Consider the following 22264-nt stretch of genomic DNA (forward strand, 5'->3'; position numbering starts at 1 on the left):
ATTATTACAAATTAACTATAAAAGTCAAAGGACGGCTATTACTATCTCTCTAAAGATTTTGCTAGAATTTGACTAAGTATTTACACTCATTATTTTGGGTATTTTATGATTTTCATGGGATTAAGAAAGCCAACCTGCTGTTATTAATGTAATCGGATCGCCTTAATGCTTAGAAAAGATTACAAACTAAAACTATGAATCTAAAAAATCAAATAACAATTAAAGTTACGTATGCAACTACTTATTTAGATTTGATTAGATTTAATTAAGATTCCAGAAATACAATTGTTGAGAGCAATTGTTCCGATATCGAGATTTGGATAAAGAAAAAACTGAAGCTCTGAATCTCTAAACTTAAAATGTGTAATGGAAATATACACAAGTTTTGGGTAAGAATACCTGACTAGCTTAACTGCCGAAAATGCTTTACTGGTTTTACTGACTGCTAGGTTACATAGGACGCGGGGAATAAACTACAGGTTCCCGACAACCCTAATTTAAGAATTAGCCCTATAACGTTGACTAAAGGGAAAGTTCCATAATATGAACTTCATATTAATTATTCCCTGTGATTACCTTTGGTTATCTTTAATTTTGCTTAAGAAAATTATATAAATTCAGCCAGCACTCCCAATCATCTGATCGATAAACTTTAGTCATTAGCTTTATGATCAATTGTCACAAATGCTTCATTTGAGCGATCACATAATTTGCTAACCTTTATTGTTAAGGAAAATCTGCAAAATGCAATCACTCATCTGGGTGATGTCAAATATCGAAATCAGTAACCTAAAGCCAATTTTTAGATATCATGAAAGTGATTTGATGTAATTTGTTTGTGAATCGTTTTGTAGTGATGATCTAGGGTGTAAAGAGCAACTTCTCTGAGGTTGATTAGGTCATTGTTCGCTAAAACACGGAAGATCTGCAAGTTTGACTTTGACTATAAACTTGAAAGGAGAGGTCGTGTTTTTCGCCACTTCTCCTTTCAAAATAAAAATATTTATAAAAATATTTTTATTTTGAGGGAACTTGTTATCACAACTTCTCGACCTGAAACCTATAATTAGGCTTTAGTAAATTGATGTTGTCCTGTGCTGAAGCTAGTAAAAACAACTGGATAATTACAACTGGGATGATTACAACCATGACTTCAACGAAGACTCACCTTAAAATCAGTATCAAAAGAGCAATCGCTCTCAGCACAATCTGTATAGCATCTGTCGCAAGTCCGACATTTTTGGTGTCTGAGGCGTTTGCTAAATATGGCTTAGGGTTACCAAAATCTGCAAGTTCAGGTGGTGCAACTAGGGGAGACTTACCTCTGATTACGATTCTAGGACTTGAAGATGGAGCAAAGACTTTAGCGGCTCGTCCAACATTGTACTGGTACGTTGCCCCTCAAAATACTGCCACAACTACATCAACGACAGTTCCTCAAATCAATAGTGGTAAAAGCCCATTTAAAGTGACTTTCTTTTTGCGTGATAGTCATGACAGAGCAGCAAAATCAGTTTTTGTAGCTGAAGGTAAAGCCGATGATTCAGGACTCTATAAATTCACCTTGCCAGAAAATGCGCCTGAGTTAATGAAAGGAAAAGCGCAGCGTTGGCAAATTCGTTGGCAAGGTAATGGTGGTGCGTCTCAAGTTGATGTCTATGCTTCCATCCGTCGAGATGATGAACCTGTGGTTTCAAAAGCGATCGCTGCTGCCAAAAATGATTTAGAAAAAGCAAGGATCTATGCAAAAAATGCATATTGGTATGATGCACTCGATGCTTATACTAGTTGGCTATCCAAAAATCCTAAGGATGATGTAGCTCTCACCGAGCGCAGTGATTTAGTAAAGGCTGGTTTAAACAACAACTCAGTTTTTATGAAAAGAGATGAACAAGGTAAACTCATTCTCCCCGCAGAACTAGATCCCAAAAAATTAGCAAACTTCCTCACCAAACTAGATGAAAGCAAAGGTGCTGCATCTATTTTGTTGCAACCTAAAATCGGCACTAGACCATCACTATAGCTGCTTTTTCGTGTTTGCGATGCTGTAAGGCTTTGCGATTTAATAAAGAACCAATTTTTTGTAGTGCGGCTTTGTCGCACCACAAAAAATCGGTTCTTTATTTTACTGTGCGTCCCTAACGTAAACCAAAATGATATGATGTGCCAAAAGTCTCACTGTTTAAGTAATGCTTAAGCACCATTCAATGTTGTTGAGATCGTTAAGGCAAAGCTATGGCAGATAATTCAGGTAATTTTTGGGGAGGCTTTCTCTTCGGGGCTGCTGTCGGTGGCGTAGTTGGCGCATTGGTAGCGATTAAGCTCAGTGAGCCAGAAGATGATCTTGTCGATCAGCAAGCTGATCGACAAGATCACCTCATCGATAAGCCTCAAACTTCTAATGAATTTGCCCGTCGTAATCTCGAAAAGAAAATTGCCCAACTGAATGCGGCGATCGACTCAGTTAGTCAAGAACTAGCTACGGCTGAAGGAAAAAATGGTCGCAAGCAAACATCGATTGAATCATTACGAGATATGACTGTTGATGATAAGGGTTCTACTTAATAAAGAAACCCATTTTCTGTGATGCAGCGAAGCTGCATCACAGAAAATGGGTCTTTATTTGAATTCGAGATCCTATAGTAATTATAAAAAGCCTTATTTCTGTTGCATTCAGTAGAATGATGGTATCTATTTACTCTAATTGTTCTTTAACCTAACCAATCTCCTATGGCAGTTATTCTTGGTACAGTCAGCTCATTCATCTCGATCTATTTGGGCTTGCTCTTTATCCGTGTCTTATTGACTTGGTTCCCCAATATTGATTGGTACAACCAACCCTTTGCAGCGCTCGGTCAGATCACCGATCCCTATCTCAATCTATTTCGTTCGATTATTCCCCCTCTAGGTGGCATGGATTTTTCACCTATGCTGGCTTTCCTTGCGCTTAGTTTCTTGCAACGCGCCCTCGCTCCATTAGCAGCAAGCGCGAGTATGGGCTTTTAAGGTAAGCTTATTTCTAATTACAAATTACGAATTACGCTGCGTTCACGTTAGGAAATATACATGACGGGTTTGTTAGATTTGAGCGGGAAAACTGCTCTTGTGACTGGAATTGCCAACAATCGTTCGATCGCTTGGGGTATAGCCCAAAAGTTACATCAGGCTGGCGCTAAGCTTGGTATTACTTACTTGCCAGATGATCGCGATCGCAACAAAGGCAAAGTTGCTGAGTTGACCGATTCCTTAACACCAGATTTCTTGTTGCCTTGCAATGTTCAGGATGATGCCCAAGTAGATTCATTGTTTGCCTCGGTTGCCGAGAAATGGGACAAGATCGATATTTTGGTACATTGTCTAGCATTTGCTAATAAAGAAGATTTATCTGGTAACTTTACGGACATTTCCCGCTCAGGTTTTCAACTCGCCCTCGATGTGAGTGCCTACTCCCTCATCCATTTATGCCGAGCCGCCAGACCGCTACTCAAAGATGGTGGTAGTGTGATCACTCTTACCTATATTGGTGGCGCAAAAGTTGTCCCTAACTACAATGTGATGGGGATCGCTAAGGCTGCTTTGGAAATGAATGTACGTTACCTCGCCTCCGATATGGGACCAGACAATATTCGGATTAATGCAATTTCTGCTGGTCCGATTCGGACTCTTGCTTCGGCAGCGATTGGTGACTTCCATAAAATGTTGCACCATTACGAAGAAACTGCACCTTTACGTCGCTTAGTTACTCCCGATGATGTCGGCAATGTGGCAACTTTCTTGGGAAGCGATCTGTCAAGTGCTGTAACTGGGCAAATTATTTATGTAGATGCTGGTTACGAAGTGATGGGTGCTTAGTTTGATTGACTAGTACTCCAGAATTCTGAATCAATTGCCTTTCGATGTGTAGCGCAGGCTCTTTGTCTGCATAGCTAATTGCAGGTAAGAGGCTTGCGCTACGGTTCTTACAAGATAAGTCTTTAAAAAAATTCCCATGCAAACGGATATCTTCAAAGAGCTATTTCCACTATTCGATGCTGCTAGCGCCGAAACCTTGGAATGGCTCCTCGCTGAAGCAGTAGAACGTGACTATCCCTCGGGACGAGCGGTACTAATGGAGGATGCTTGGGGCAATGCTGTATATTTCATTCTTTCGGGTTGGCTAAAAGTTAGGTTTTTGCGAAGTCAGGATGCGACCACCCTTGCCATATTGGGAAATGGCGACTTTTTTGGGGAAATGGCAATTCTGGATGAGTCACCTCGATCTACGGATGTTGTGGCTTTTACACCAGTGCGTGTTCTGAGTGTCCCTGCCCAAAAATTTATTCAGTTTTTATTTAAAGATCCCCAGTTGCATCATCGGATGTTGCAGTTGATGGTGAGACGATTACGTAAAACCAATCAACGCATTCAGTTACGTCAACAAGTCCCTGCGGTGCGGATTGCCACTATTCTGACTAGTCTTGCCGATACCTATGGCAGCAAGACTGATGTGGGTATTGATATTTTTAATATCCCCGTACAAGATATTGCTGATCTCTCAGAGGTAAGCCCTGAAGACACTACCAAGGTATTAGATAAACTTAAAGAAAAGGGTTGGATTGCGATCGATCCTAAGCGTCAAGTCATGAGTATCGCTAACGAAAAACAAATGTTGCAACTAGCAACATTTCGCTAAAAAATAAAAAGGCTTGCAAAGCAAGCCTTTTTTATTTTTTAGATGGCGATCACAATCTTTCCTGTCATGGAGCCAGTCTCCAATAATTGATGAGCTTTGGCTGTATCCGCAAGCTGAAACACATCGCTGACATGAATTTTTAGTTTGCCTGAGTCAAATAGTGCTGCACATTCACTCAGAATTTTAGCCTGTTGATTTTGGAGATTGGCTTGTCCAAGCAACATTGGGGTCAGCATCAGTTCAAAGCTAAATCGTAAATTACGGGTACGGGCAACTTTCCAACTGATATCAGTGGATGGTTCAAGAATAGTGACGATATCGCCATAGATTTTGACGGCGGGAAAAGTTTGCTCGATCAATTTGCCGCCAACTGTATCAAAGGCAAGATCTACACCTTCACCCTTTGTCCATGCGATCGCAGATTCTACAAAATCAGTTTGTTTATAGGCAATGGGTAAATCCGCACCCAAATCTCGGACAAATCTTGCCTTAGCTTCAGAGCCAACAGTAGTACAAACATTTGCACCTCTGAGCTTGGCTAGTTGAATAGCCACATGACCAACACCTCCTGCTCCTGCATGGATTAAGACATTGTGATTGGTTGATAATGGTTGTAAATTTCCGCGATCATACAGGGCTTCCCAAGCTGTGATTAGTACCAATGGAGCAGCGGCAGCTTCCTCAAAACTGAGGGATTTGGGTTTATGGGCAGCGAATTTTTCGTCAATCGTGGTTAGTTCTGCATAGTTGCCCTGATGAAAACCTAGACCACCGTTACAAAAATAAACTTGATCGCCCACTTTAAACTTAGTGACCTCTGACCCGATCTCTTCTACGATACCTGCCCCATCGCAACCTAAGATAGAGGGCAAGCAATTGGGCTGAAATGTGCCACGGCTACGCAGTTTAGTGTCTATAGGATTAATGCCTGCGGCTTTGAGTCGCACCAAAATCTCGGTTGGAGTTTGAATAGTTGGTTCTGGTACATCCGCCAGTTGCAGCACATTAGGATCACCTGCTGCGGTCATCAAAATTGCTTTCATAAATTTCTCCTGAATAAAAAAGATTAGCTGTTATCCCAAATCACAAAATGACACAGCTACAGCGCTGGCGCTGGTTTAAACCCCAGAAGACGAGTAGCGCCGCTACTCGCTTTTGGGGTTTATACAAATGACTACAGCTATAAAACCTTACTGGATTTACTGTTAACCCATATAAGTGCTGTCACGCTTGCGTGAATTAGTAAACCAAAATAAGAGAGGTGAAGCCTAGCTTCACCTCTCTTATTTTGGTCTATTGTGGAGGAGGCGTGGGTTGTGGGGCTGTAGTTGGCTTGGCAATAGGACTACTAGGCGGCTGACGGATAACATTGTTGTTGTCGCCAGATCGAGGAGCGCTTTGCACAGAACGAGTTTGCCAATCACCAAAAAAACGATTCATTGCTGTAAAGCCTAAAACTGCTGCACCACTCATAATTGCTAATAACACAATAATCGTTGTCCAAGTCTCTACAATCTCGGCAATGCCATAGCGAGTGCGATAGGGATCGATTTTGCACTGATTATCGCGATCGCGTGCAGTGATGGGACGACGAAACCGTAATCGATGATCGTCAAGCTTTTCTAATAAAATCCATCCTGCTTGTGACTCTTCAGCACAGACTTTGTTTAAAACTTTACGACTGCGGAAACCACCGCTACTAGTACGCAAGATTTTAAATTCCCAGCCCTTGGGCTGATCGCTAGATGTGTTGGACTCGTAGCGAGTAAGATTTTCTTCTTCCACTTCTTCCCGCCGCCTATTACCTTGTTTTGCTCGAAATATTCTGTCGATAATCACGGACTGAATCCCAACATCGAGAATGATAGTACTGATGATGATTGCATTGACGGTCAGCATATGTGCGTGACTAATTCTAATAGCAGCATAGCAGCTTGATAATCAGCAAAAGTATACATGCTGATGAGACTATTGAAATCAAGATTTTGCCTGAAATTCGGCTAGGGATGTCAGAATTTTGGATGATCGCTTAGCGATCGCGATATTATGGTGATTAATAAAAATAAGCCATAAGCTTTTGATAAAACCCTATGAACTCTATTGTCTTAATGGCCGAAGTCCTGACCGATCCAGAGCTACGCCGTACTCCTGATAATCAAAGCTCGATCGCTTCATTTCTCGTCCAGTTTGCAGGTGGACGCGCCGAGGAAGCCCCTTATCGTATCAAGGTCGTGGGTTGGAATAACTTGGCGGATGAAATGGTGGAAAAGTATCACAAGGGCGACCAAGTTGTAGTTGAAGGTCGTCTACGTCTAGATACGGTTGATCGCGGTACTTATAAAGAGAAACGGACTGAGTTGATCGCTCAGCGTGTCCATAGTTTTGGTGCGGGTAGTACTGCTAGCATCTCTACAGATGCATCAGCTACAACTACACGCAATGTTAGAGCCAATCCATCTAGCGCCTCTGTACCGACGGCAACACCAACCTATGTTCCTGTAGCAACACCAGCAAGTGATGCTCCCGATTATGACGATATTCCGTTTTAATTAAAAACAGAGGGGGATGTTTACCCCCTCTTTCGCATAGGAAACAAAGTTAAATGCCTGATTTGTTTAGCCTAAAGTTCGCCTAGCCTACTTCTTCGCCTTAGGTTGTATGAGATTATTTGTTTTTCACAACTCAAAAAGCCTTGCAATGCAAGGCTTTTTGAGTTGTGAAAAATTAAAATAAGCCGATGATGAGATTTGAACTCACGGCCTGCTGATTACGAATCAGACTACCTATTTTATAGATTGTAGTCTGCAAGCCAGTTTTAAGATAGTCATTTTTAGACTAGCCTAAAATCAGGACTAAATTTGCGGGGGGATTAACCATCATTCGAGAACTTTTGCACATCGATCGCAGTGCCAAACATAAGTAGGTCTGGCGGCGATCGGATTCTTTTTGCGGTAATGCTTACCAGCTTTAAAAACACCTTTTGAGCGAAGTTTGAGCAACTGACGGGGAGTAATGCCAAGCTCTACGGCGGCTTGATCTGTTTCTAGCCACTCCTTTTTCATGGTGTCACCTCTTCAGGCTTCACGATCTGGGTAGTACCTTCAATCCAGTTTTTATTCCTTACCTCTAATTGACCATCCTCTCTGATAGCAAGGATTTGAACTCTTTGCCCTGAGAAAAAGCCACTCTTTAGAGAAACAGTTTTTCCCACTTCAAGTTTTTTTGTTTTTTTCTGTGAGTAATTATTAGTTACTTGTAGATTTGGTTCAGTTGGTTCTTTTGGTTCAGAAATGGCGTGGTTGTCAGCTTTTTTTGGTTCAGCACCAAAATTATTTGGTTCAGGATGTAAATTTGGTTCAGCCTTAATTTGGTTCAGGAAAAATGAACCATTATTTTTTGGTTCAGGATTTGCTTCAGCCATTGAAACCCTTTCTATATCTATATTTTCTTTTTCACCTGAATCAAATGAACCAAAATTAGGAGAAATTGCAAAATTTATAGATTGAATACCAATAGCAAAGAATCCATATTCGGTTTTTTCACTGAAACGCACTTTGGGAAAGATTTTGGTTAAGCTTTGCCTCATCAGTCTTGATGCTCTAACCCAAGGATCGAAGCGGCTACCTTCATCTAACCATTGATATTTTTTGTTACCTTTATCGGTAATTTCGATCTCTAAAATGCCTTGCTCTTCATACCAAGCAGTAAGGCTATCAAATAGATCGCCTAATTTAATTCGCCCATTGCCTTGCTCCAACTTGATATCTGCTGCCCATCGGATAAGGTGACAGCTTGCCTCTTTGGCTTCTTGGATTGCCCCAGATAAAGGTTTATAGTCAACACCCTCAGTCATGAGGCGGACAAGAGCATCTAGCAAGCGATTGAGCAAAGCAGGGCAAACATGATCTTGTAGGAAGTCTGGATCGTTCTTAAAACGTGGATCGACGGGTAATTGATCGGGATTTTGGGGATTTTCTTCAAAACTTTTTGTAAATTTAACGATTGCATATCGGGATTCAATAGCCTTCTGTGCGCCAACAATTGAAGGGGCTTCATTACAGTTCAAAAGCACAATGCAAGCGGGTTCGATACTGTAATCATCGACACTTTTACGCTCAATATCGATCGGATCGCCAGTCAGCACATTTTTGAGTGATTGCAGACTGTCAAGACTCAAGCGTGAATGGTTTTCTGATGCCCAATTTATACGGCTAAATTCTAGTTTTGCTAGTGGGAATTTTTTGGCGTTGTCATATTCTTGGAAGTCTCGCAAGGAGCAACCAGTAATACCAAGGGCAAATATTTTAGAAATTGCTGATCTGAGAGAATCTTTGCCGTTGGAGCCATCACCTTGCAGTAATAATCCACGCAAGCGAGAGGGGTTGAACTTGCGAACAGTCCTTAAATCAAATGATGCAGCTATGGTTTTGAGAAATACGTCTCTTTGAGCATCATCTAGGGCAATTAAGAGGCGATCGCATGGTTCAGGATCGGCTTTGGGGTTGTATTTGACCTTTGAGCAATAGGTATAAACTAGCTCTGGGTGATGCTTTCTAAGTGTCCAGCTTGGTATTTTGTCTTTCCATTCAATAGTCAAAATGCCATTAGCAAGATTTAAGCCTGTGGAGTTGACAGTCTGCGGATCGATACCGAATTGGACTTTAGCCCATTTAAGGACAGCGTTAACGCTTTTCTCATCGGCATATTTATAAGTCCGCTTGTTGGTGCGATCATCGTAAACCAGATATTTATTACAAAATTCGCTAATGCGACGCTTTTCGACTGGATCGGGACTTGCCTCGTAATGTGTCCCGGTCCAATAGTGCAAAGTATCGTGGATGCAAACCCAACGGCGATCGCTAAATAGTTTTTTCTGGGCGATCTGGTTGAAATGTTCAGAGATGGGCGGCGCGTCAGGGTCTTCCCGTTCTAGTTCGATAATTTCCTGTTTGCGGTATTCCTCAAAGGTGACAGCTTTCTCGACTAACAGATCTAATATCTGTCCACCTTTGGCGGCGATGAGGTCATCTAATCCCTTGGTTTCATCGTTGTGTTCCCAGATTAATAGCTCTGGGACTGCGCCATGTTTGGCAATGAGTCGAGATAGGCGATCTAGTTCATGCTTTACGGCTGGTTTGATGTGCAGATCGCTATCAAAGGCAAGGTAAACGGATCGACCAGTTCCGACAAAATCTTTAATCATGGGAGAGATGCGCCCATGAAATTGACCATTACTCACACCTGCAATAGAGATGCAGACATAACCATTAGTAATAGTTGCCCCTGCTTTCTTAGCTCCCTCAGTGAGAATGATAGGCACACGGCTATTATTCTTAACCCATTGCCAAAAGCCTTTTTGATAGTCGTCTGGCAGGATCGGAACTTCCCATTTTTTGGCTATTTTTTCCCAGATATGATCGGGGATTTTTAAAAATAGTGGTTCTGGGGGGGCTTCTTTATTAGATTTGATAGGCGATTCATACTTAAAGATTTTCTCTTTATCGCCATTGACAACAATTCGGGGGCTATCAGGCTTAAATTGTATTCCCGAATATTCGAGGTTACGTCCGAGGCTATCACCCCAAACAAACCAACCGCCCCCGTTTTGCCAACCGCTTTTCCAGCGTCCTGTTTTCCAGCCTAAAAGATAGCTGATTGTTCGCTCATCAGTCACAGTGCTGACATTCATCCGCACTATGTCAGGGTCTGTTTGCTCCCATTCTTTGAGGTGAGCTTGAGAAAGTTCATCAATTATTTGTGTTGAGGGCATGGTTTTAAAGCAGTGACATTTGACCAAGACGCTCGGCTTTGAGCCGTTTTTTCAATTTCATTTGTGAGGTGTCGTATCTGGCATGGCATGGGAAGCAGAGAGCTTTTAAGTTTTCGGGTCTGCAATCTTCAGGCTGGTGGTTGAGATGTGCAACGGTGAGAGTAAATCGGTGTGGGCGTTTTTTGTATCCCCATTCCCCAGTCTCATCACAAGAGATATAGTCTGAGGTGTCGTCATACCATCCTGTTTTGCCTTGGTCTAATAGCCACTGAACAAAATCAAACCAAGCAACTTTTGGCTTTCGGCATGGTCTGCCACAGTTTTGACAAGTCCAGTTAGCTGCCTCTTTGATTTGAAGTGCGATCGCTTCCCAATTAGGCGGATAAAGTTTGCGATTCATCGGCATAGGTCGATCCTCATATTTTCAATTTCTCTAATTCCTTTGCTGCAACTAACTCGGTGTGATAAATGGGTTTACCTTTGGTTGTGAAAATTCGCCAATGGATGAAGTATTTTGTCTTGGCACAGTTGGGAACAACATTCAAAATGCATGTTGGGGGAACGGCTAAGAAATGACAGGCTTTAAGGTACAAATCAGCTTTGGTTAAAGGCTTTTTGAGTTTCCTTGGCATGGCAAATCACTTAGTTGGTCTATCTGTTTATCAAAGGCATCAATAATCTTGCGGCGGCGATCTATGTCTCGTTTCATAGCGGCTGTGTAGCCACTGACAAAGGCTGTAGCAATCCTAAATTTTGTGTTTTCGGAATAGGATTTACCGCCGAGATTTTCTATTAGGAAAGCTTAAAAGTCTGCTTTCAGTTCGGGGGGGAATCGGTTTTCATAAAGTTCTTTAAAGTTTTTGAAGTCGGTTGATTTGCTCATATTTTTTAGTGCGATCACCTAAATTCACCAGTCGGAATTAGGCGATCGCGTGATTGGTTAAAGCTTGGTCACAGAAGAAACGCTTAGATAGCCGTCAATAAGCTGGACAAGGATGTTGCCGTCAATGAGTAAGGGGTTGTATTCATGCGGTTCAATCAAATGGCGGCGAATATCATGCTCAAAGGCATCTCTACGCTCTTTAGATTCGGTCAATTGATCGGATAGAGATTCAAAGCGATCCTTTTCCTCTAGATAGGCTTGTACTAATTGGGCTGGGGATAGATTGTTTTCCATAGGTTTGATAAGTGGGTAACGTTTGAGATATTTCAGGAGCTTGACTAGATTGATTTGCACGTAGTTTTCGGTGTAATAAATCTCGCCATCCTCTTCAATTTCGATTTCTTCAAGCCAGATTGTGCGATGGCGCGAAATACCTTGGGAAAGATGAAGAGGCTCATCAAGTCTGTATCTGGGCATTTGCCATCCTCTGAATGACTTTGAGAGTGGCGCGGCAATCACCAAGAGCAGAGTGATCGCCTGATGGCAGTTTTTGCCACTTGTAATTCCCATAGCGATGATTCCACTCACCGACAAACTCGGAATATTGCAGCATTACGCATTCAGCCTGAAAGTCTAGATAGGTTAATCCGTAGGCTCTACAAGCATTTCGCAAAACGCGCAAATCGTAGGGGGCGTTGTAGATAAGCAAGGTGCGATCGCCAATTGCCCAACAAAAATCGTCAAAGATATCAGCAAATGAGGGCGCGTCTTTAACGTCTTGATTGGTAATCCCATGTACGTCAGTAGCTCCTTGGGTAATTGGGATAGAGGGCTTTACTCGCAAAGTAACTAGAACTTTGCCAAGTAGGTCAATAACTCCAATATCTACAGGTTGAGCATTGTGTAAGCCTGTGGTTTCGGTGTCTAAAATGCAGTATTTGTCAGGGTGATCAAGCAAATTCTTAGCCCATTGTTGAGGTGTCATTGCTGCACCTCGTCGGTAATCAATCGGGCTAGGGTCTGGACTAGGATGAGGCTCTCGCGAATGGTGAGAGACTTGAGCCACTGGGTAGTTGTGGCGCTGAGAGAGAGAATCTCAAACCCGTCGATCGCTTCGGTGACTTCGCTTGCTATTTCGTTTAGTAGCAATGCCTTGGAAATGGTGGGAAGCTCGATAATTTCGGCGGTTACGTCTGAGGGCAAGGGCTGAGTAGCGGGAGCAGGTGCGATTGTCATGGCGTGTCACGAATTTATTGATAAAGAATTGGATTTCGACTGGGTTAGGTTTCATGGGTTTGGCGGATGAGGTCTAGGCATTTGCTCCAGATTTCTTGGGGGAGAAATACTTGGGCGGGAGAGCGATCAATAAATCCTGCGGTGATGGCGACATGGATGAGTGCTGCTTCGCGAACTACATCCAGTTCGATAAATCTTTGGATTGAGATGAGTGGTTGGCGCTGGTTTTTGGTTGCTTCTAGATAGGTATCTATATGGAATGTGAGCGCGGGGTTTTCGGTGCAAGTTTTGAAACTGACCATGTTTGTCATGGGTTTAACCTTCAATTGGTGAATTGATGATTTCGGGTGAGTAGCCTTGCTCGATTAGTAGTGCGTACTGTGCATCAAGGGCACGGCGAAATCGAGCAGGGTTTGGGGCGTGGCAATGCCCTGTAAGCACGCCATCATTTGTTCTGAATGTGTATCTGTTGTTGGATACATAGAAAGTTGCTTTAAGATGATTTGGTTGCATGATTACCTCGGCGTTAAATTGCGGTACTGAATGCAAAAAAAAGAAGAGGTCGATTGCCTAGCTCGTAACTAGCGATCGATCTCTTCTTTTTTGTTGGTGAGTTGTTTTTCGAGTTTTGTCAAGAAATGATGACTTGAGAAGCAATGCTCAAGGGCAGCACTCGCAATCGTGCTGTTATCGACATTGTGTTCAGCCGCAAGAAGTCTAAGCTTTTTAGCTAGAGACTCGTTGAGCGAGATTTGAGTTTTTGTTCTAGTAGCGGCGCTCATAGTTACCTTGCATTAAATGAAAGTTACCTTGCATTTAGTTCTAACACATAGCAAGTTAGCTTGCAAGTATTTCAAGTAAGCTTGCAGGCTAGCCATGTTACTGTAGTTGAAAGCTAACTTTCAACATATATGAACCTAGAAGCTAGAGACAGACTTGCTTCTCTGGTCAACCAAGCCAGAGGCAATTTATCCAAATCGGCTTTTGCTGAACTACTAAATGTGAGCCATACATCAGTAGCTTCATGGGAAAAAGGTACTTATATGCCTGATGTAAGGAGCCTTTTGCGAATATCTGAACGTCTTGGGATGACTGTTGAAGAGTTTGTTTTGGCAGTAGAAGGTAAACCCAAGCCAAAAAAACTAGATGAAATGGTAGACAAAATTAAATCTTTGCCCTTAAAGCAATTAGCTGTAGTCGAGAGGGCTGTTAGTGATAGGTTGTTTGCGATCGCGGAGAGTGCAGGTCGTTAGCATGACTTCAACACCACAAAACCACCACAAGATCGACATATTGAAAGGTTAGGTCGATAAGTTGAAGACACAAATTTATTGCGTAGCCGATCAAGTATTAGTGCCTGCGGAAATAAAAAAGTTTAACCAAAAGAGCCTAGATGACTTTATTACATTTTGGCGATCGCGAATCCAGCCACAACTACAGGACGAAGTTTACTGGAACTGGCTAGACAAATATCGAATGTATGGTTCAAAAGATAACTATGAAGCCTATGCCATAGAGAACGAGAGTGAGCAAATAACCCAAGGCATGATGCTAATCGAGACTCAAAATCATAGGTCAAAGTTTAATCGAAAAAGGAGGATAGTCTATGTCGAAACCATTGAAACAGCACCATGGAATCGCCCAAACTCACAACCAGACCCACAATTTAAATGGGTTGGGACAGCCTTATTAAGATTTGCTCAATGGCGAAGCGAACAGCTAGGTTACGACGGAATAATTGGTCTACACTCGTTACCAGAGTCCGAAAATTTTTATAAAAAACGAAAAATGATCAGCGCTGGTCAAGACCCCAAAAAGGACAACCTTACTTATTTTGAATGGTACAACACTGGAGATGAGCTATGACGACAGACGAATTTTTTATTGACGAAGCACAGATTCTCAGGGATATCCAGATCGAAGATGAGTCAGGCTGTGACATCAGAGCAGGAATCAACCACGGCACAAACCTTGGTGGCTATATATGTCAAGCACTCAGTGGCACTACCTATGACAGATTAAAAGAGTTATTAAGCGCCAAAACTGGGAAAGTATTTTCGACCGAAGATGTAGACCAAATTGTATGTGAACTTCAAAGAGAGATGCTAGCCTCAGCCTCAGAGGAAGTATCCATGCCCACGGCAAAATCAGCTTAGACTAATTAGATATGCAATTCCCCTCCGATCCAAATCAAGACAAAGTTACACCCTTGAGCAAAGGCAAAGCCAATCAGAGAGGGGAAGAGCTTATTGGGATAACAGAATTTAGGCTAGAAGAGGCTTTGGACAAAGTGCTTAGCCGACGATTTTATGGGCTACAGCAGCAAAATGAGCAGATTTCCGAGCAAAATGAGCAGATTTCCAACAAGATAGAACGACTGCAAAACAGCATGGATCGCATAATTTCTCAATTTACAGCCATAAAAAATGGAGAAACTCAAGACCCAGCCTTAGTAGTTACAACAGACACTAGCAAAGCAGACCTTGCAGTTGCTGAAGTTAAAATGTATCAAGAGGACTATTACACCTATCTCACCAAAGAGATAGCCAAGGAGCTTAATATCAATATAGACAAAGTGGTGAAGTTGTCTAACAGTCTAGGTTTGCGTAATAACAGCGATTATCACAAAGCAATTAAATCTGGGAAAAATAAATCTGGAGAAAATACTTATGTACAAAAGTATTCTCAGCCTGCATTCGATAAGATTAAGCAGGAAGTAGAGCGAGAAAAGGGAATAAACAAGGAAGGCGATCACTAAACTAGCTCTAGGTATGTTTCCGCCTTCATATTTTGGCTATTTTGTGCGGTTGTAAATAATTCCGATCTGAATTACACAAAACTGCAACAAAGAAGGCGATCGCGGATTATGCGATCGCCTTTCTCGTTGATGGGGTGTTTTAAACTATTTTTCTAAAAATCCAAGCTTGATAAAAATCCAGCTTGATAAAACTTGATCTCTAATGAGTCTGAATATTCACCAAATGCATCCTCAGCTTCTTCATAGGTTTTAAATACACCAGAAAGACGAATACCCCTTGAACTGAAGATGTAAAAGCCATCCTCTTTCATACCTATGTCAGAACATCTTTTAGTGCCATGCAATCTAAGCTTTGTCATTGGATTTTTTGTAACGCCAACCAATCTATTATTACTTAGTCAATGGTAATTAAGCCATTTAAACGAGCAAGGCGATCGCTAAATTAGCGATCGCCTTGCTATGCTGCCAAATCCCGCAAAGTCACACTGGTTAAATATTCGCAAATAGCTGTATAGCAATCATCCTTACAATTTTCGCCATTGCCTAACCGATCGGCGAACTCATTCAGCAATTGCGTAACGCTATTTTTATAAGCCTTTAACTCATCAAATAACCTCAAAACATAATCTCTCTCATCAGCAATTTGTGCAGATTTATCTCGGTCAATATGGTTATTCGCACGGCTTAAACTTTCCGCATTGCGAGACTTTGCGACGGTACGGAATAGGCGACGATCACGTGACAATCTCTGTTTGATATATGCCTGTAATTCTGCAAGGTGTAAGGCATTGCTAACCATAAAACAACCTAAATCAAATAGCGTTACGCTATTCTGTCTAGAAGCATTTAGCACGATATCAGCTAACTCTCGAATCACATCAGCGCTGATATTGCGTCTCTCTTTTTTGAGAAGTTCATACAAATCAACTTGCAGATCTCGATCTGGCAATGTCTCACCAATGGCAACGGCGATCGCTAAACTTATTTCGCCTTGTACCAGATAGTCAAACAAATCATCATGTAGATTGGCGATCGCTAAACCTTGCGAACAGATCGTTTTTTTCATATCGATATTTTTAGGCAAGTTACCAGCGCTTAACTTTCTATCTCGAAAGAACTTACCAGCGTCTATCGCAGTCCCCTTATCATCCGCAATATTTGCGAGCGCACCGATCGCCCTTGCTTCTATATCTGTATCAGCATTGATATATCTAACCCATAAATCACTAACACCTAAATTCATCGCTAGGGTTACGCGATTGTGACCATTAACCACATAGGTTTTACCGTCAAAAGGATCGAGCCATACCAAAATTAAACCTGCTAGATTGCTATCCCATTGCTTAATCTCTCTCAAACTTCCTGTAGAGCCTGTAGAGCCATGAATAAGCTTATATTGAAACCTCTTAGGATCGAGATTTAATAGCGTAACGCTAATCTTACATACTTCATTTTCTGGGATAAAGCTTTGCTGACTATCTGACTCAAGACTTTCTAGATAACTTTGGACTTGGTTAACTAAAGCGATCGGTATCCTTACAGGTTTAGTCTTACCCGCAAAATATTTGTTTTTAAAATTTGGGTTTCCACGTTTAGGCAACTCTAGATCGAGTTCCGTTTGTGATGGATTGAAAAAATGTAATTGCTGACTCATGACTTATTTTAATAGCGTAACGCTATTGACAATATTAGATTATTACCTTAAAGTCAATAGCATTACACTATTAAAACAAGCTAACAGCAATGAATAGATACTACAGAAACAAACAAGGAACTCTCATTAGATTTGAGTACGTCGATCGTGATGGAAACATTGTCAGTAAGGGGCTTTTTACTGATGAATGGTGGTGGCTTGAGCCTATTACTCCCGATCATTTTGCTGCAAACACTATAGAAGTCAGCCATTTATTTGCTTAATCACACAAGAGATAAACCAATGAAAAAAGACGATCGCATTATGGGAACTGGTAAGCGGGAAAACCAGATCGGGACAGTACTAGAAGTTAAGGGCAAAATGGCTCTAATTCAATGGGATAGCTCTCAAGAACAGACTTGGAAACCTATCAAGAAACTAGCTCTTCTTGGTTCCGCTCTATTCGATCTTTCAAGCTTTAGCCAATAAGGGGATAAATCATGAGTCTCACTGAACATTACCAAAAACAAGGATTTCGCCTTGCAACCGTTACGACGGAAAACGGCTATGCATGGTCAACCGCCATTAATGGAACTGATGAAAGTATCTGTGAATATTTTCTAGGCAAGTATTTCAATACAAAGCCGTTCCCTTTTGAAGAGATGTCAATGGTGACATCAGTTTCTATTGATGGCAAAACTTATCAAGGATAGACAATGATTAAATTTTTTCTAATTTCTATCCTTTGCCAAATTGAGTTAAACGCACTCAATAAAATCACATGGGTTTATATTCCCTCATGGGAGGGAAAAAACGAGCTATTGCAATACTTTGAAGAAAGCAAGGCAATAACATCAAAGATTTCTTTTTGGTAAACCAAAAACGCGATCGCCTAATTACGATTTAGGCGATCGCACTCAAAATTATTACAATCAGGATTAATCTATTATGCAATTGTCACTCATTCCCGATCTAGTACCAGCACAAACTACAGCCCCAAAACAGACTGCTAGCAGACAATTAACCCTAAACATCCTTGGCAGTGTGGCAACCGTACCCGCAGACACAAAACCTAAACAGGCTCTAACCACTTCACAAGCTTGGTATAACGGTAAACTTTGCACAATTATTAAACGCTCTAAGGAAGAATTTGACGGTTTAATTATCAAGATTTGCACTATCAAAACTCAATCTGGTGAAGTGCTAGAAGTTCCAGAAAACCACATCACAATTTTATAAATTCATTTATGAATAAAAAAAGAGATAGACTATATTTTTAGCCTATCTCTTTTTTTATTGAAAAATGTCTAACCTTTTGCAAGATTTTGTTGATTTCCATGCCACTTTACAAGGTGATGAAAAATCAGAGTCTCAGATATTTTTAGATCGATTTTTTCAAGCGTTTCACCATAGGGGCGCGATTGAAGCGGGTGCAGTGTATGAGCAAAGGGTTAAAAAGGGTAGTGCTAAGGGTAAGACTGGTTTTGCCGATCTAGTCTGGAAACGTCCTGAGAGTAATGGTAAGGGCGGCGTTTTGATCGAGATGAAGAAACGGGGTGAGGATCTTAATAAGCATTATTCGCAAGCTTTTCAATATTGGACTTATCTCGTACCCGATCGCCCTCGGTATGTAGTGCTGTGCAATTTTGATGAGTTCTGGATTTATGACTTTAATCTGCAAGTTGATACACCTGTAGATACCGTGGCGATCGCCGACTTGCCTAGTCGTTCTAGTGCATTTCGCTTTATGGAGATTGCAGTCAATACGACACCTATATTTAGAAATAACCAAGTAGATGTAACGATTACTAAGGCTAAACGGTTAGGGGTATTGTATACGGACTTAAAGGCGAGAGCAGCTAAAAGTGGATTTACGGATTTAATCGCGCAAAAGTTTATTTTGCAATGTGTGTTAGCAATGTTTGCAGAGAATCGGGGGCTATTGCCTAAAGATATGTTTATTGCCTGTATCCAAGATTGCATCAATGGGGCAAGCACCTACGATTTGCTAGGTGGTTTATTTAAGGAAATGAACGTAAAAGGGATTACACCCGCAGGACGGTATAAGGGTGTTGATTATTTTAATGGTGGTTTGTTTGCGGATATCCATGCCATTGAGCTAACTCCTGAAGAGTTAAGAACTTTAGAGAGTGCTGCTAAGGAAAATTGGGGAATGATTAGACCTGCTATTTTTGGCAGTATTTTTGAGGCGACTTCAGATTCTAAGGAACGTCATGCAAAAGGGATGCATTACACGTCTGAAGTGGACATTATGAAAATTGTTGTACCGACAATCACGCGATATTGGGAGGAGAAAATCGAGGCGGCTAATAAAATCGAGGATCTCAATGCTTTGCAATTAGAGTTGCGAGCCTATCGAGTTTTAGATCCTGCCTGTGGTTCGGGAAATTTTCTATATCTTGCTTACCAAGAGCTAAAGCGGATAGAGATGATGTTGCTTGATAAGGTTGCTGCTATGCAAAAAACCCCACTAGTTCATATCGATTTAGTTACTCCTAATCAGTTTTTCGGAATGGATATAAACCCGTTTGCGGTGGAATTGGCTAGGGTAACTTTGATGATCGCTCGAAAGATTGCGATCGATAAGTATGGTCTATCTGAACCTGCTTTACCTTTGGATACGTTAGATAAAAATATTGTCTGTCAGGATGCTTTGTTTTCTGATTGGTTTGAAGCTGATGCAATTATTGGCAATCCTCCTTTTTTGGGCGGATATCGTATGCGTCAAGATTTAGGTGATGCTTATGCTGAAAAGGTCTTTAAAAAGTTTGTAGATGTTAAAGGAAAAGCTGATTTTTGTACTTATTGGTTTCGATTGGCTCACGATCATATAACAAAAAATGGTTATGTTGGCTTAGTTGGAACTAACTCAATTAGTCAGGGGGTTTCCCGTGAAGCAAGTCTTCAATACATTACTCAAAATGGGGGATATATACATGATGCAATTTCCACTCAAGCATGGTCAGGAGAAGCTTCAGTCCATGTAAGTATTGTCAATTGGAGTAAACAGAAACTCAAGGAAGTAAAGCTAGATCATGCTTTGGTAAGCTTTATTAGTTCCTCATTAAAAGAGAATACTGATGTTGTAAATGCAGTCAAGCTTCAGTCAAACATGAATTATTGTTTCCAAGCGATTGAACCATCTGCGAAAGGATTTTTTATCTCAGAAGTAGAGGTTAATTTATGGAAAAAAGGAAATCCTAAAAATGAGAACGTTCTTAAATTATTAGTAAGTGCTGATGATTTAACAAAAGAGGTTAACGGATTTCCTAGTAGATGGATTATTGACTTTAATGATATGAGTCTTGAAGAAGCTAGTAACTATAAGTTACCTTTTGAACACGTCAAAAAATTTGTAAAGCCTGAGCGTGATAAGAATAAAGAATTATCAAGAAGAGAGCTTTGGTGGCTACATGGGCGATCAAGACCAGCAATGAGAAAAGCATTAGAAAGTTTGAAATGTTATTTTGCTGTTCCAGCACACTCTAAATGGTTCATGTTTATCCCTTGTAAAACTGATTGGTTGCCAAACAACTCAGTTAAAGTTGTTACTTCTGATGACTTCTATATGTTAGGTATCCTTACATCAAAAGTTCATCGACTATGGGTAAAAGCTCAAAGCTCCACACTAGAAGATCGAACTCGCTACACAAATACAACCTGCTTCGAGACATTCCCATTTCCACAAAATAAAACCAGTCCCCTAGTCGCTAAAATTCGCGCTGCGATGCAAGAGCTACATCAATATCGCACAGAGCAAATGGAAAGCAAACAATGGGGCATCACCAAACTCTATAACGAATACTTTCACGAACCCGCAAGCCAACTTTATAAACTCCATGCCAAGCTCGACAAACTCGTAATGCAACTTTACGGCTTTAGCGACAGTGACGACTTACTAGAAAAACTACTACACCTTAATCAAGAAATAGCCAATATGTCTAACGAATCAATTACCGATGAGTAGAAGGGTTGAGTTGAATAGCGTAATGCTATTGACATTCTAGTAAGATACACTTAAGGTTAATAGCATTACATTATTAAAATCCTTTATGGAACTAAAGCGTAAAATACCGCCAAATCCTAACGGCAATCCCAACTTTAAAAGACTTTGGGACAATTTAGGAGAGGCAAAAGCTATTAGATTACCTGAGTCTTTACACTCACTTTTTAGAAGTCTATCAACTGCCATTAATTCGGGCAAAGTCAAAACCACAGACTTAGAGAATATGTGTATTGATTGGGGAAATGTTGAGAGAGAATTGACCGCAATTACTGGTAAGCCATCTCTAAGCATTGTCCAAAATCCCGAAAAGTCTAACAATGAACTGCTCGAAAAATTAGAACAGTTTGAGGCGGCGCAACGCGCCACATGGGGAACATTACCGCAACATCGAGGCGAATTTTCTACAACTTCGGCAAGGTGGGGGAAATACAATGAGTTTAAGGCGTGGTTGGCTAACCAAGGAGAATGACTAAATGAGCATGACATTTGAGCAGATGCAAGAAATACTTGAAAGAACTGCCATACTCACTGAGAGAAATAGTGAGGCAATTGTCAGAGTAGAGCAAGAACTACGGGAAACTCGCTCTATTGTTGACTCTAACGCAAGAGCAATACAGGCAACTAATAACGCCCTAGATGCAAAGTTTAACCAGATCGCCGATGCTGTCATCAGAGGTCAGGACAGACTAGAAAGGTTAGAGCGTAGAGATCGACGGGTTGACAAAGAGATACGAGGGTTACGCATTGAGACAAGACGGATGTTAGAACGATGGTTAGGTGAGCCATTCCCCGACGATCCAGACTTGGACGAGGATGACACCGAATAATTGCTACCCTCACCAATGAGGACACCAAACAACAAGAGAGGCGATCGCTAAATTAGCGATCGCCTTTACTTTTTGAATACATCATTATTGCTGATTTGCTACCTTCACCATTATTTAAGCAGAGACTGCTAAAGGTATGGTATCAAACGTTTTTAGTATAAAAAATTGTATAATTTATTCTTTTTTTGCAAGCTTATGTATAACTCTAATCAAATATTTTCTTGTTTTAAATATTAACCTATTAACCTAATTAACTAACATATAATATTAGTTGAAGAGGCTATTTCTAAACTATACATAAGGTTAGTCTAATTTTCAAAAAAACTTGTCCTTTAAAACAGTTGATTTAGCTTAAGTATTTATTGGTAGCGGAAAAGATACTAACAGTTGATTAATTATGATTCTAGTTGAAAATCCAGTATTTATATTGGGAATTAGCCTTTAGGGGATTCGCCCGA

30 protein-coding genes are annotated in these 22264 nt (G+C 41.0%); 17 read left to right on the forward strand and 13 right to left on the reverse strand.

What is annotated here, in order from left to right; translation table 11 throughout:
• Positions 1–1147 precede the first annotated feature (1147 nt).
• The 5 genes from B9G53_RS00945 to B9G53_RS00965 all read left to right on the forward strand — a co-directional run bounded on the left by B9G53_RS00945 (position 1148) and on the right by B9G53_RS00965 (position 4672).
• Positions 1148–2023, forward strand: coding sequence for a DUF928 domain-containing protein (locus tag B9G53_RS00945; RefSeq protein WP_176453042.1), 876 nt, complete (start codon positions 1148–1150; stop codon positions 2021–2023).
• Between the two features lie 212 nt (positions 2024–2235).
• Positions 2236–2565: a hypothetical protein gene (locus B9G53_RS00950; protein ID WP_094528450.1), complete on the forward strand. Its 330-nt coding sequence runs from the start codon at positions 2236–2238 to the stop codon at positions 2563–2565.
• 165 nt (positions 2566–2730) lie between these two features.
• On the forward strand, positions 2731–3006 hold the full coding sequence (locus tag B9G53_RS00955) for a YggT family protein (protein WP_094528451.1): 276 nt from the start codon (positions 2731–2733) through the stop codon (positions 3004–3006).
• Between the two features lie 69 nt (positions 3007–3075).
• Positions 3076–3852, forward strand: a complete 777-nt coding sequence (gene fabI, locus B9G53_RS00960; protein WP_094528491.1) for an enoyl-ACP reductase FabI — start codon at positions 3076–3078, stop codon at positions 3850–3852.
• Positions 3853–3988: 136 nt separating this feature from the next.
• The gene (locus B9G53_RS00965; RefSeq protein ID WP_094528452.1) at positions 3989–4672 is read left to right on the forward strand and encodes a Crp/Fnr family transcriptional regulator; all 684 of its coding nucleotides are present in this window, start codon (positions 3989–3991) and stop codon (positions 4670–4672) included.
• Positions 4673–4710: 38 nt separating this feature from the next.
• Here the strand turns inward: B9G53_RS00965 and B9G53_RS00970 are convergent, their stop codons facing one another.
• Both B9G53_RS00970 and B9G53_RS00975 read right to left on the reverse strand, forming a co-directional pair.
• Positions 4711–5715 carry a zinc-dependent alcohol dehydrogenase family protein gene (locus tag B9G53_RS00970; protein WP_094528453.1) on the reverse strand — a complete coding sequence of 335 codons (1005 nt, stop codon included), beginning with the start codon at positions 5713–5715 and terminating at the stop codon, positions 4711–4713.
• Positions 5716–5965: 250 nt separating this feature from the next.
• Positions 5966–6571, reverse strand: coding sequence for a hypothetical protein (locus B9G53_RS00975; protein ID WP_094528454.1), 606 nt, complete (start codon positions 6569–6571; stop codon positions 5966–5968).
• A gap of 191 nt (positions 6572–6762) precedes the next feature.
• Here B9G53_RS00975 and B9G53_RS00980 point away from each other — a divergent pair, with 191 nt between their 5' ends.
• Complete coding sequence (locus B9G53_RS00980) at positions 6763–7221, forward strand: single-stranded DNA-binding protein (RefSeq protein WP_094528455.1); 459 nt, start codon at positions 6763–6765, stop codon at positions 7219–7221.
• Between the two features lie 327 nt (positions 7222–7548).
• On the opposite strand, the gene B9G53_RS00985 is transcribed toward B9G53_RS00980, so the two are convergent.
• The 9 genes from B9G53_RS00985 to B9G53_RS01020 all read right to left on the reverse strand — a co-directional run bounded on the left by B9G53_RS00985 (position 7549) and on the right by B9G53_RS01020 (position 13343).
• Positions 7549–7734, reverse strand: coding sequence for a hypothetical protein (locus tag B9G53_RS00985; protein ID WP_094528456.1), 186 nt, complete (start codon positions 7732–7734; stop codon positions 7549–7551).
• A complete protein-coding gene (locus B9G53_RS00990; RefSeq protein WP_094528457.1) occupies positions 7731–10442 on the reverse strand; it encodes a DUF3854 domain-containing protein in 2712 nt (903 codons plus the stop codon). Before B9G53_RS00990 ends, B9G53_RS00985 begins: the two co-directional genes overlap by 4 nt.
• 4 nt (positions 10443–10446) lie before the next feature.
• Positions 10447–10848 (reverse strand): hypothetical protein, encoded by a 402-nt coding sequence (locus tag B9G53_RS00995; RefSeq protein ID WP_094528458.1) that lies wholly within the window; start codon positions 10846–10848, stop codon positions 10447–10449.
• Between the two features lie 534 nt (positions 10849–11382).
• Positions 11383–11802 (reverse strand): hypothetical protein, encoded by a 420-nt coding sequence (locus B9G53_RS01000; RefSeq protein ID WP_094528459.1) that lies wholly within the window; start codon positions 11800–11802, stop codon positions 11383–11385.
• Positions 11783–12310: a 3'-5' exonuclease gene (locus B9G53_RS01005; RefSeq protein WP_094528460.1), complete on the reverse strand. Its 528-nt coding sequence runs from the start codon at positions 12308–12310 to the stop codon at positions 11783–11785. Before B9G53_RS01005 ends, B9G53_RS01000 begins: the two co-directional genes overlap by 20 nt.
• A complete protein-coding gene (locus tag B9G53_RS01010) occupies positions 12307–12561 on the reverse strand; it encodes a hypothetical protein (RefSeq protein ID WP_094528461.1) in 255 nt (84 codons plus the stop codon). Before B9G53_RS01010 ends, B9G53_RS01005 begins: the two co-directional genes overlap by 4 nt.
• 44 nt (positions 12562–12605) lie before the next feature.
• A complete protein-coding gene (locus B9G53_RS01015; RefSeq protein ID WP_094528462.1) occupies positions 12606–12872 on the reverse strand; it encodes a hypothetical protein in 267 nt (88 codons plus the stop codon).
• A gap of 4 nt (positions 12873–12876) precedes the next feature.
• A complete protein-coding gene (locus tag B9G53_RS26575; RefSeq protein ID WP_141211664.1) occupies positions 12877–13074 on the reverse strand; it encodes a hypothetical protein in 198 nt (65 codons plus the stop codon).
• Between the two features lie 68 nt (positions 13075–13142).
• On the reverse strand, positions 13143–13343 hold the full coding sequence (locus B9G53_RS01020) for a hypothetical protein (RefSeq protein WP_094528463.1): 201 nt from the start codon (positions 13341–13343) through the stop codon (positions 13143–13145).
• Positions 13344–13472: 129 nt separating this feature from the next.
• Between B9G53_RS01020 and B9G53_RS01025 the strand changes: the two genes are divergently transcribed.
• From B9G53_RS01025 to B9G53_RS01040, 4 genes are all read left to right on the forward strand, one after another.
• Entirely contained in the window at positions 13473–13814 is a 342-nt protein-coding gene (locus tag B9G53_RS01025; RefSeq protein ID WP_094528464.1) for a helix-turn-helix domain-containing protein, read from the forward strand.
• Positions 13815–13875: 61 nt separating this feature from the next.
• Positions 13876–14427, forward strand: coding sequence for a GNAT family N-acetyltransferase (locus tag B9G53_RS01030; RefSeq protein ID WP_141211665.1), 552 nt, complete (start codon positions 13876–13878; stop codon positions 14425–14427).
• Positions 14424–14717 carry a hypothetical protein gene (locus tag B9G53_RS01035; protein ID WP_094528466.1) on the forward strand — a complete coding sequence of 98 codons (294 nt, stop codon included), beginning with the start codon at positions 14424–14426 and terminating at the stop codon, positions 14715–14717. The genes B9G53_RS01030 and B9G53_RS01035 overlap by 4 nt, the downstream gene beginning before the upstream one ends.
• Positions 14718–14728: 11 nt before the next feature.
• On the forward strand, positions 14729–15319 hold the full coding sequence (locus B9G53_RS01040) for a hypothetical protein (RefSeq protein WP_094528467.1): 591 nt from the start codon (positions 14729–14731) through the stop codon (positions 15317–15319).
• Between the two features lie 152 nt (positions 15320–15471).
• Here B9G53_RS01040 and B9G53_RS26580 read toward each other — a convergent pair whose 3' ends face one another.
• Both B9G53_RS26580 and B9G53_RS27060 read right to left on the reverse strand, forming a co-directional pair.
• Positions 15472–15678: a hypothetical protein gene (locus tag B9G53_RS26580; protein ID WP_141211666.1), complete on the reverse strand. Its 207-nt coding sequence runs from the start codon at positions 15676–15678 to the stop codon at positions 15472–15474.
• Between the two features lie 98 nt (positions 15679–15776).
• Positions 15777–16973 (reverse strand): hypothetical protein, encoded by a 1197-nt coding sequence (locus tag B9G53_RS27060; protein ID WP_094528468.1) that lies wholly within the window; start codon positions 16971–16973, stop codon positions 15777–15779.
• An 89-nt stretch (positions 16974–17062) separates the two neighbouring features.
• Here B9G53_RS27060 and B9G53_RS27065 point away from each other — a divergent pair, with 89 nt between their 5' ends.
• From B9G53_RS27065 to B9G53_RS01075, 7 genes are all read left to right on the forward strand, one after another.
• Entirely contained in the window at positions 17063–17236 is a 174-nt protein-coding gene (locus tag B9G53_RS27065; protein ID WP_176453043.1) for a hypothetical protein, read from the forward strand.
• Between the two features lie 19 nt (positions 17237–17255).
• Positions 17256–17441: a hypothetical protein gene (locus B9G53_RS01050; RefSeq protein ID WP_094528469.1), complete on the forward strand. Its 186-nt coding sequence runs from the start codon at positions 17256–17258 to the stop codon at positions 17439–17441.
• An 11-nt stretch (positions 17442–17452) separates the two neighbouring features.
• Entirely contained in the window at positions 17453–17665 is a 213-nt protein-coding gene (locus B9G53_RS01055) for a hypothetical protein (RefSeq protein WP_094528470.1), read from the forward strand.
• Positions 17666–17900: 235 nt separating this feature from the next.
• Positions 17901–18191 carry a hypothetical protein gene (locus tag B9G53_RS01060; protein WP_094528471.1) on the forward strand — a complete coding sequence of 97 codons (291 nt, stop codon included), beginning with the start codon at positions 17901–17903 and terminating at the stop codon, positions 18189–18191.
• A 64-nt stretch (positions 18192–18255) separates the two neighbouring features.
• Complete coding sequence (locus B9G53_RS01065; protein WP_094528472.1) at positions 18256–20940, forward strand: DNA methyltransferase; 2685 nt, start codon at positions 18256–18258, stop codon at positions 20938–20940.
• Positions 20941–21025: 85 nt separating this feature from the next.
• Positions 21026–21448 (forward strand): hypothetical protein, encoded by a 423-nt coding sequence (locus tag B9G53_RS01070; protein WP_094528473.1) that lies wholly within the window; start codon positions 21026–21028, stop codon positions 21446–21448.
• A 4-nt stretch (positions 21449–21452) separates the two neighbouring features.
• Positions 21453–21806: a hypothetical protein gene (locus B9G53_RS01075; protein ID WP_094528474.1), complete on the forward strand. Its 354-nt coding sequence runs from the start codon at positions 21453–21455 to the stop codon at positions 21804–21806.
• The last annotated feature ends 458 nt before the right edge of the window (positions 21807–22264 follow it).

It is taken from the genome of Pseudanabaena sp. SR411, from assembly GCF_002251945.1.
Classification (GTDB): domain Bacteria; phylum Cyanobacteriota; class Cyanobacteriia; order Pseudanabaenales; family Pseudanabaenaceae; genus Pseudanabaena.

What these genes read in the sequence shown, in the direction of transcription:
- B9G53_RS01040 (WP_094528467.1), top strand. Translation starts at nt 14,729, where the DNA reads ATGCAATTCCCCTCCGATCCAAATCAAGACAAAGTTACACCCTTGAGC.
- B9G53_RS01070 (WP_094528473.1), top strand. Translation starts at nt 21,026, where the DNA reads ATGGAACTAAAGCGTAAAATACCGCCAAATCCTAACGGCAATCCCAAC.
- B9G53_RS01055 (WP_094528470.1), top strand. Translation starts at nt 17,453, where the DNA reads ATGAGTCTCACTGAACATTACCAAAAACAAGGATTTCGCCTTGCAACC.
- B9G53_RS01020 (WP_094528463.1), bottom strand. Translation starts at nt 13,343, where the DNA reads ATGAGCGCCGCTACTAGAACAAAAACTCAAATCTCGCTCAACGAGTCT.
- B9G53_RS01025 (WP_094528464.1), top strand. Translation starts at nt 13,473, where the DNA reads ATGAACCTAGAAGCTAGAGACAGACTTGCTTCTCTGGTCAACCAAGCC.
- B9G53_RS26575 (WP_141211664.1), bottom strand. Translation starts at nt 13,074, where the DNA reads ATGCAACCAAATCATCTTAAAGCAACTTTCTATGTATCCAACAACAGA.
- B9G53_RS00990 (WP_094528457.1), bottom strand. Translation starts at nt 10,442, where the DNA reads ATGCCCTCAACACAAATAATTGATGAACTTTCTCAAGCTCACCTCAAA.
- B9G53_RS00985 (WP_094528456.1), bottom strand. Translation starts at nt 7,734, where the DNA reads ATGAAAAAGGAGTGGCTAGAAACAGATCAAGCCGCCGTAGAGCTTGGC.
- B9G53_RS01060 (WP_094528471.1), top strand. Translation starts at nt 17,901, where the DNA reads ATGCAATTGTCACTCATTCCCGATCTAGTACCAGCACAAACTACAGCC.
- B9G53_RS00955 (WP_094528451.1), top strand. Translation starts at nt 2,731, where the DNA reads ATGGCAGTTATTCTTGGTACAGTCAGCTCATTCATCTCGATCTATTTG.
- B9G53_RS27060 (WP_094528468.1), bottom strand. Translation starts at nt 16,973, where the DNA reads ATGAGTCAGCAATTACATTTTTTCAATCCATCACAAACGGAACTCGAT.
- B9G53_RS01035 (WP_094528466.1), top strand. Translation starts at nt 14,424, where the DNA reads ATGACGACAGACGAATTTTTTATTGACGAAGCACAGATTCTCAGGGAT.
- B9G53_RS01015 (WP_094528462.1), bottom strand. Translation starts at nt 12,872, where the DNA reads ATGACAAACATGGTCAGTTTCAAAACTTGCACCGAAAACCCCGCGCTC.
- B9G53_RS00950 (WP_094528450.1), top strand. Translation starts at nt 2,236, where the DNA reads ATGGCAGATAATTCAGGTAATTTTTGGGGAGGCTTTCTCTTCGGGGCT.
- B9G53_RS00975 (WP_094528454.1), bottom strand. Translation starts at nt 6,571, where the DNA reads ATGCTGACCGTCAATGCAATCATCATCAGTACTATCATTCTCGATGTT.
- B9G53_RS00965 (WP_094528452.1), top strand. Translation starts at nt 3,989, where the DNA reads ATGCAAACGGATATCTTCAAAGAGCTATTTCCACTATTCGATGCTGCT.
- B9G53_RS01000 (WP_094528459.1), bottom strand. Translation starts at nt 11,802, where the DNA reads ATGCCCAGATACAGACTTGATGAGCCTCTTCATCTTTCCCAAGGTATT.
- B9G53_RS00980 (WP_094528455.1), top strand. Translation starts at nt 6,763, where the DNA reads ATGAACTCTATTGTCTTAATGGCCGAAGTCCTGACCGATCCAGAGCTA.
- B9G53_RS26580 (WP_141211666.1), bottom strand. Translation starts at nt 15,678, where the DNA reads ATGACAAAGCTTAGATTGCATGGCACTAAAAGATGTTCTGACATAGGT.
- B9G53_RS01050 (WP_094528469.1), top strand. Translation starts at nt 17,256, where the DNA reads ATGAAAAAAGACGATCGCATTATGGGAACTGGTAAGCGGGAAAACCAG.
- B9G53_RS27065 (WP_176453043.1), top strand. Translation starts at nt 17,063, where the DNA reads ATGAATAGATACTACAGAAACAAACAAGGAACTCTCATTAGATTTGAG.
- B9G53_RS00945 (WP_176453042.1), top strand. Translation starts at nt 1,148, where the DNA reads ATGACTTCAACGAAGACTCACCTTAAAATCAGTATCAAAAGAGCAATC.
- B9G53_RS01010 (WP_094528461.1), bottom strand. Translation starts at nt 12,561, where the DNA reads ATGACAATCGCACCTGCTCCCGCTACTCAGCCCTTGCCCTCAGACGTA.
- B9G53_RS01075 (WP_094528474.1), top strand. Translation starts at nt 21,453, where the DNA reads ATGAGCATGACATTTGAGCAGATGCAAGAAATACTTGAAAGAACTGCC.
- B9G53_RS01065 (WP_094528472.1), top strand. Translation starts at nt 18,256, where the DNA reads ATGTCTAACCTTTTGCAAGATTTTGTTGATTTCCATGCCACTTTACAA.
- B9G53_RS00995 (WP_094528458.1), bottom strand. Translation starts at nt 10,848, where the DNA reads ATGCCGATGAATCGCAAACTTTATCCGCCTAATTGGGAAGCGATCGCA.
- B9G53_RS00970 (WP_094528453.1), bottom strand. Translation starts at nt 5,715, where the DNA reads ATGAAAGCAATTTTGATGACCGCAGCAGGTGATCCTAATGTGCTGCAA.
- B9G53_RS01005 (WP_094528460.1), bottom strand. Translation starts at nt 12,310, where the DNA reads ATGACACCTCAACAATGGGCTAAGAATTTGCTTGATCACCCTGACAAA.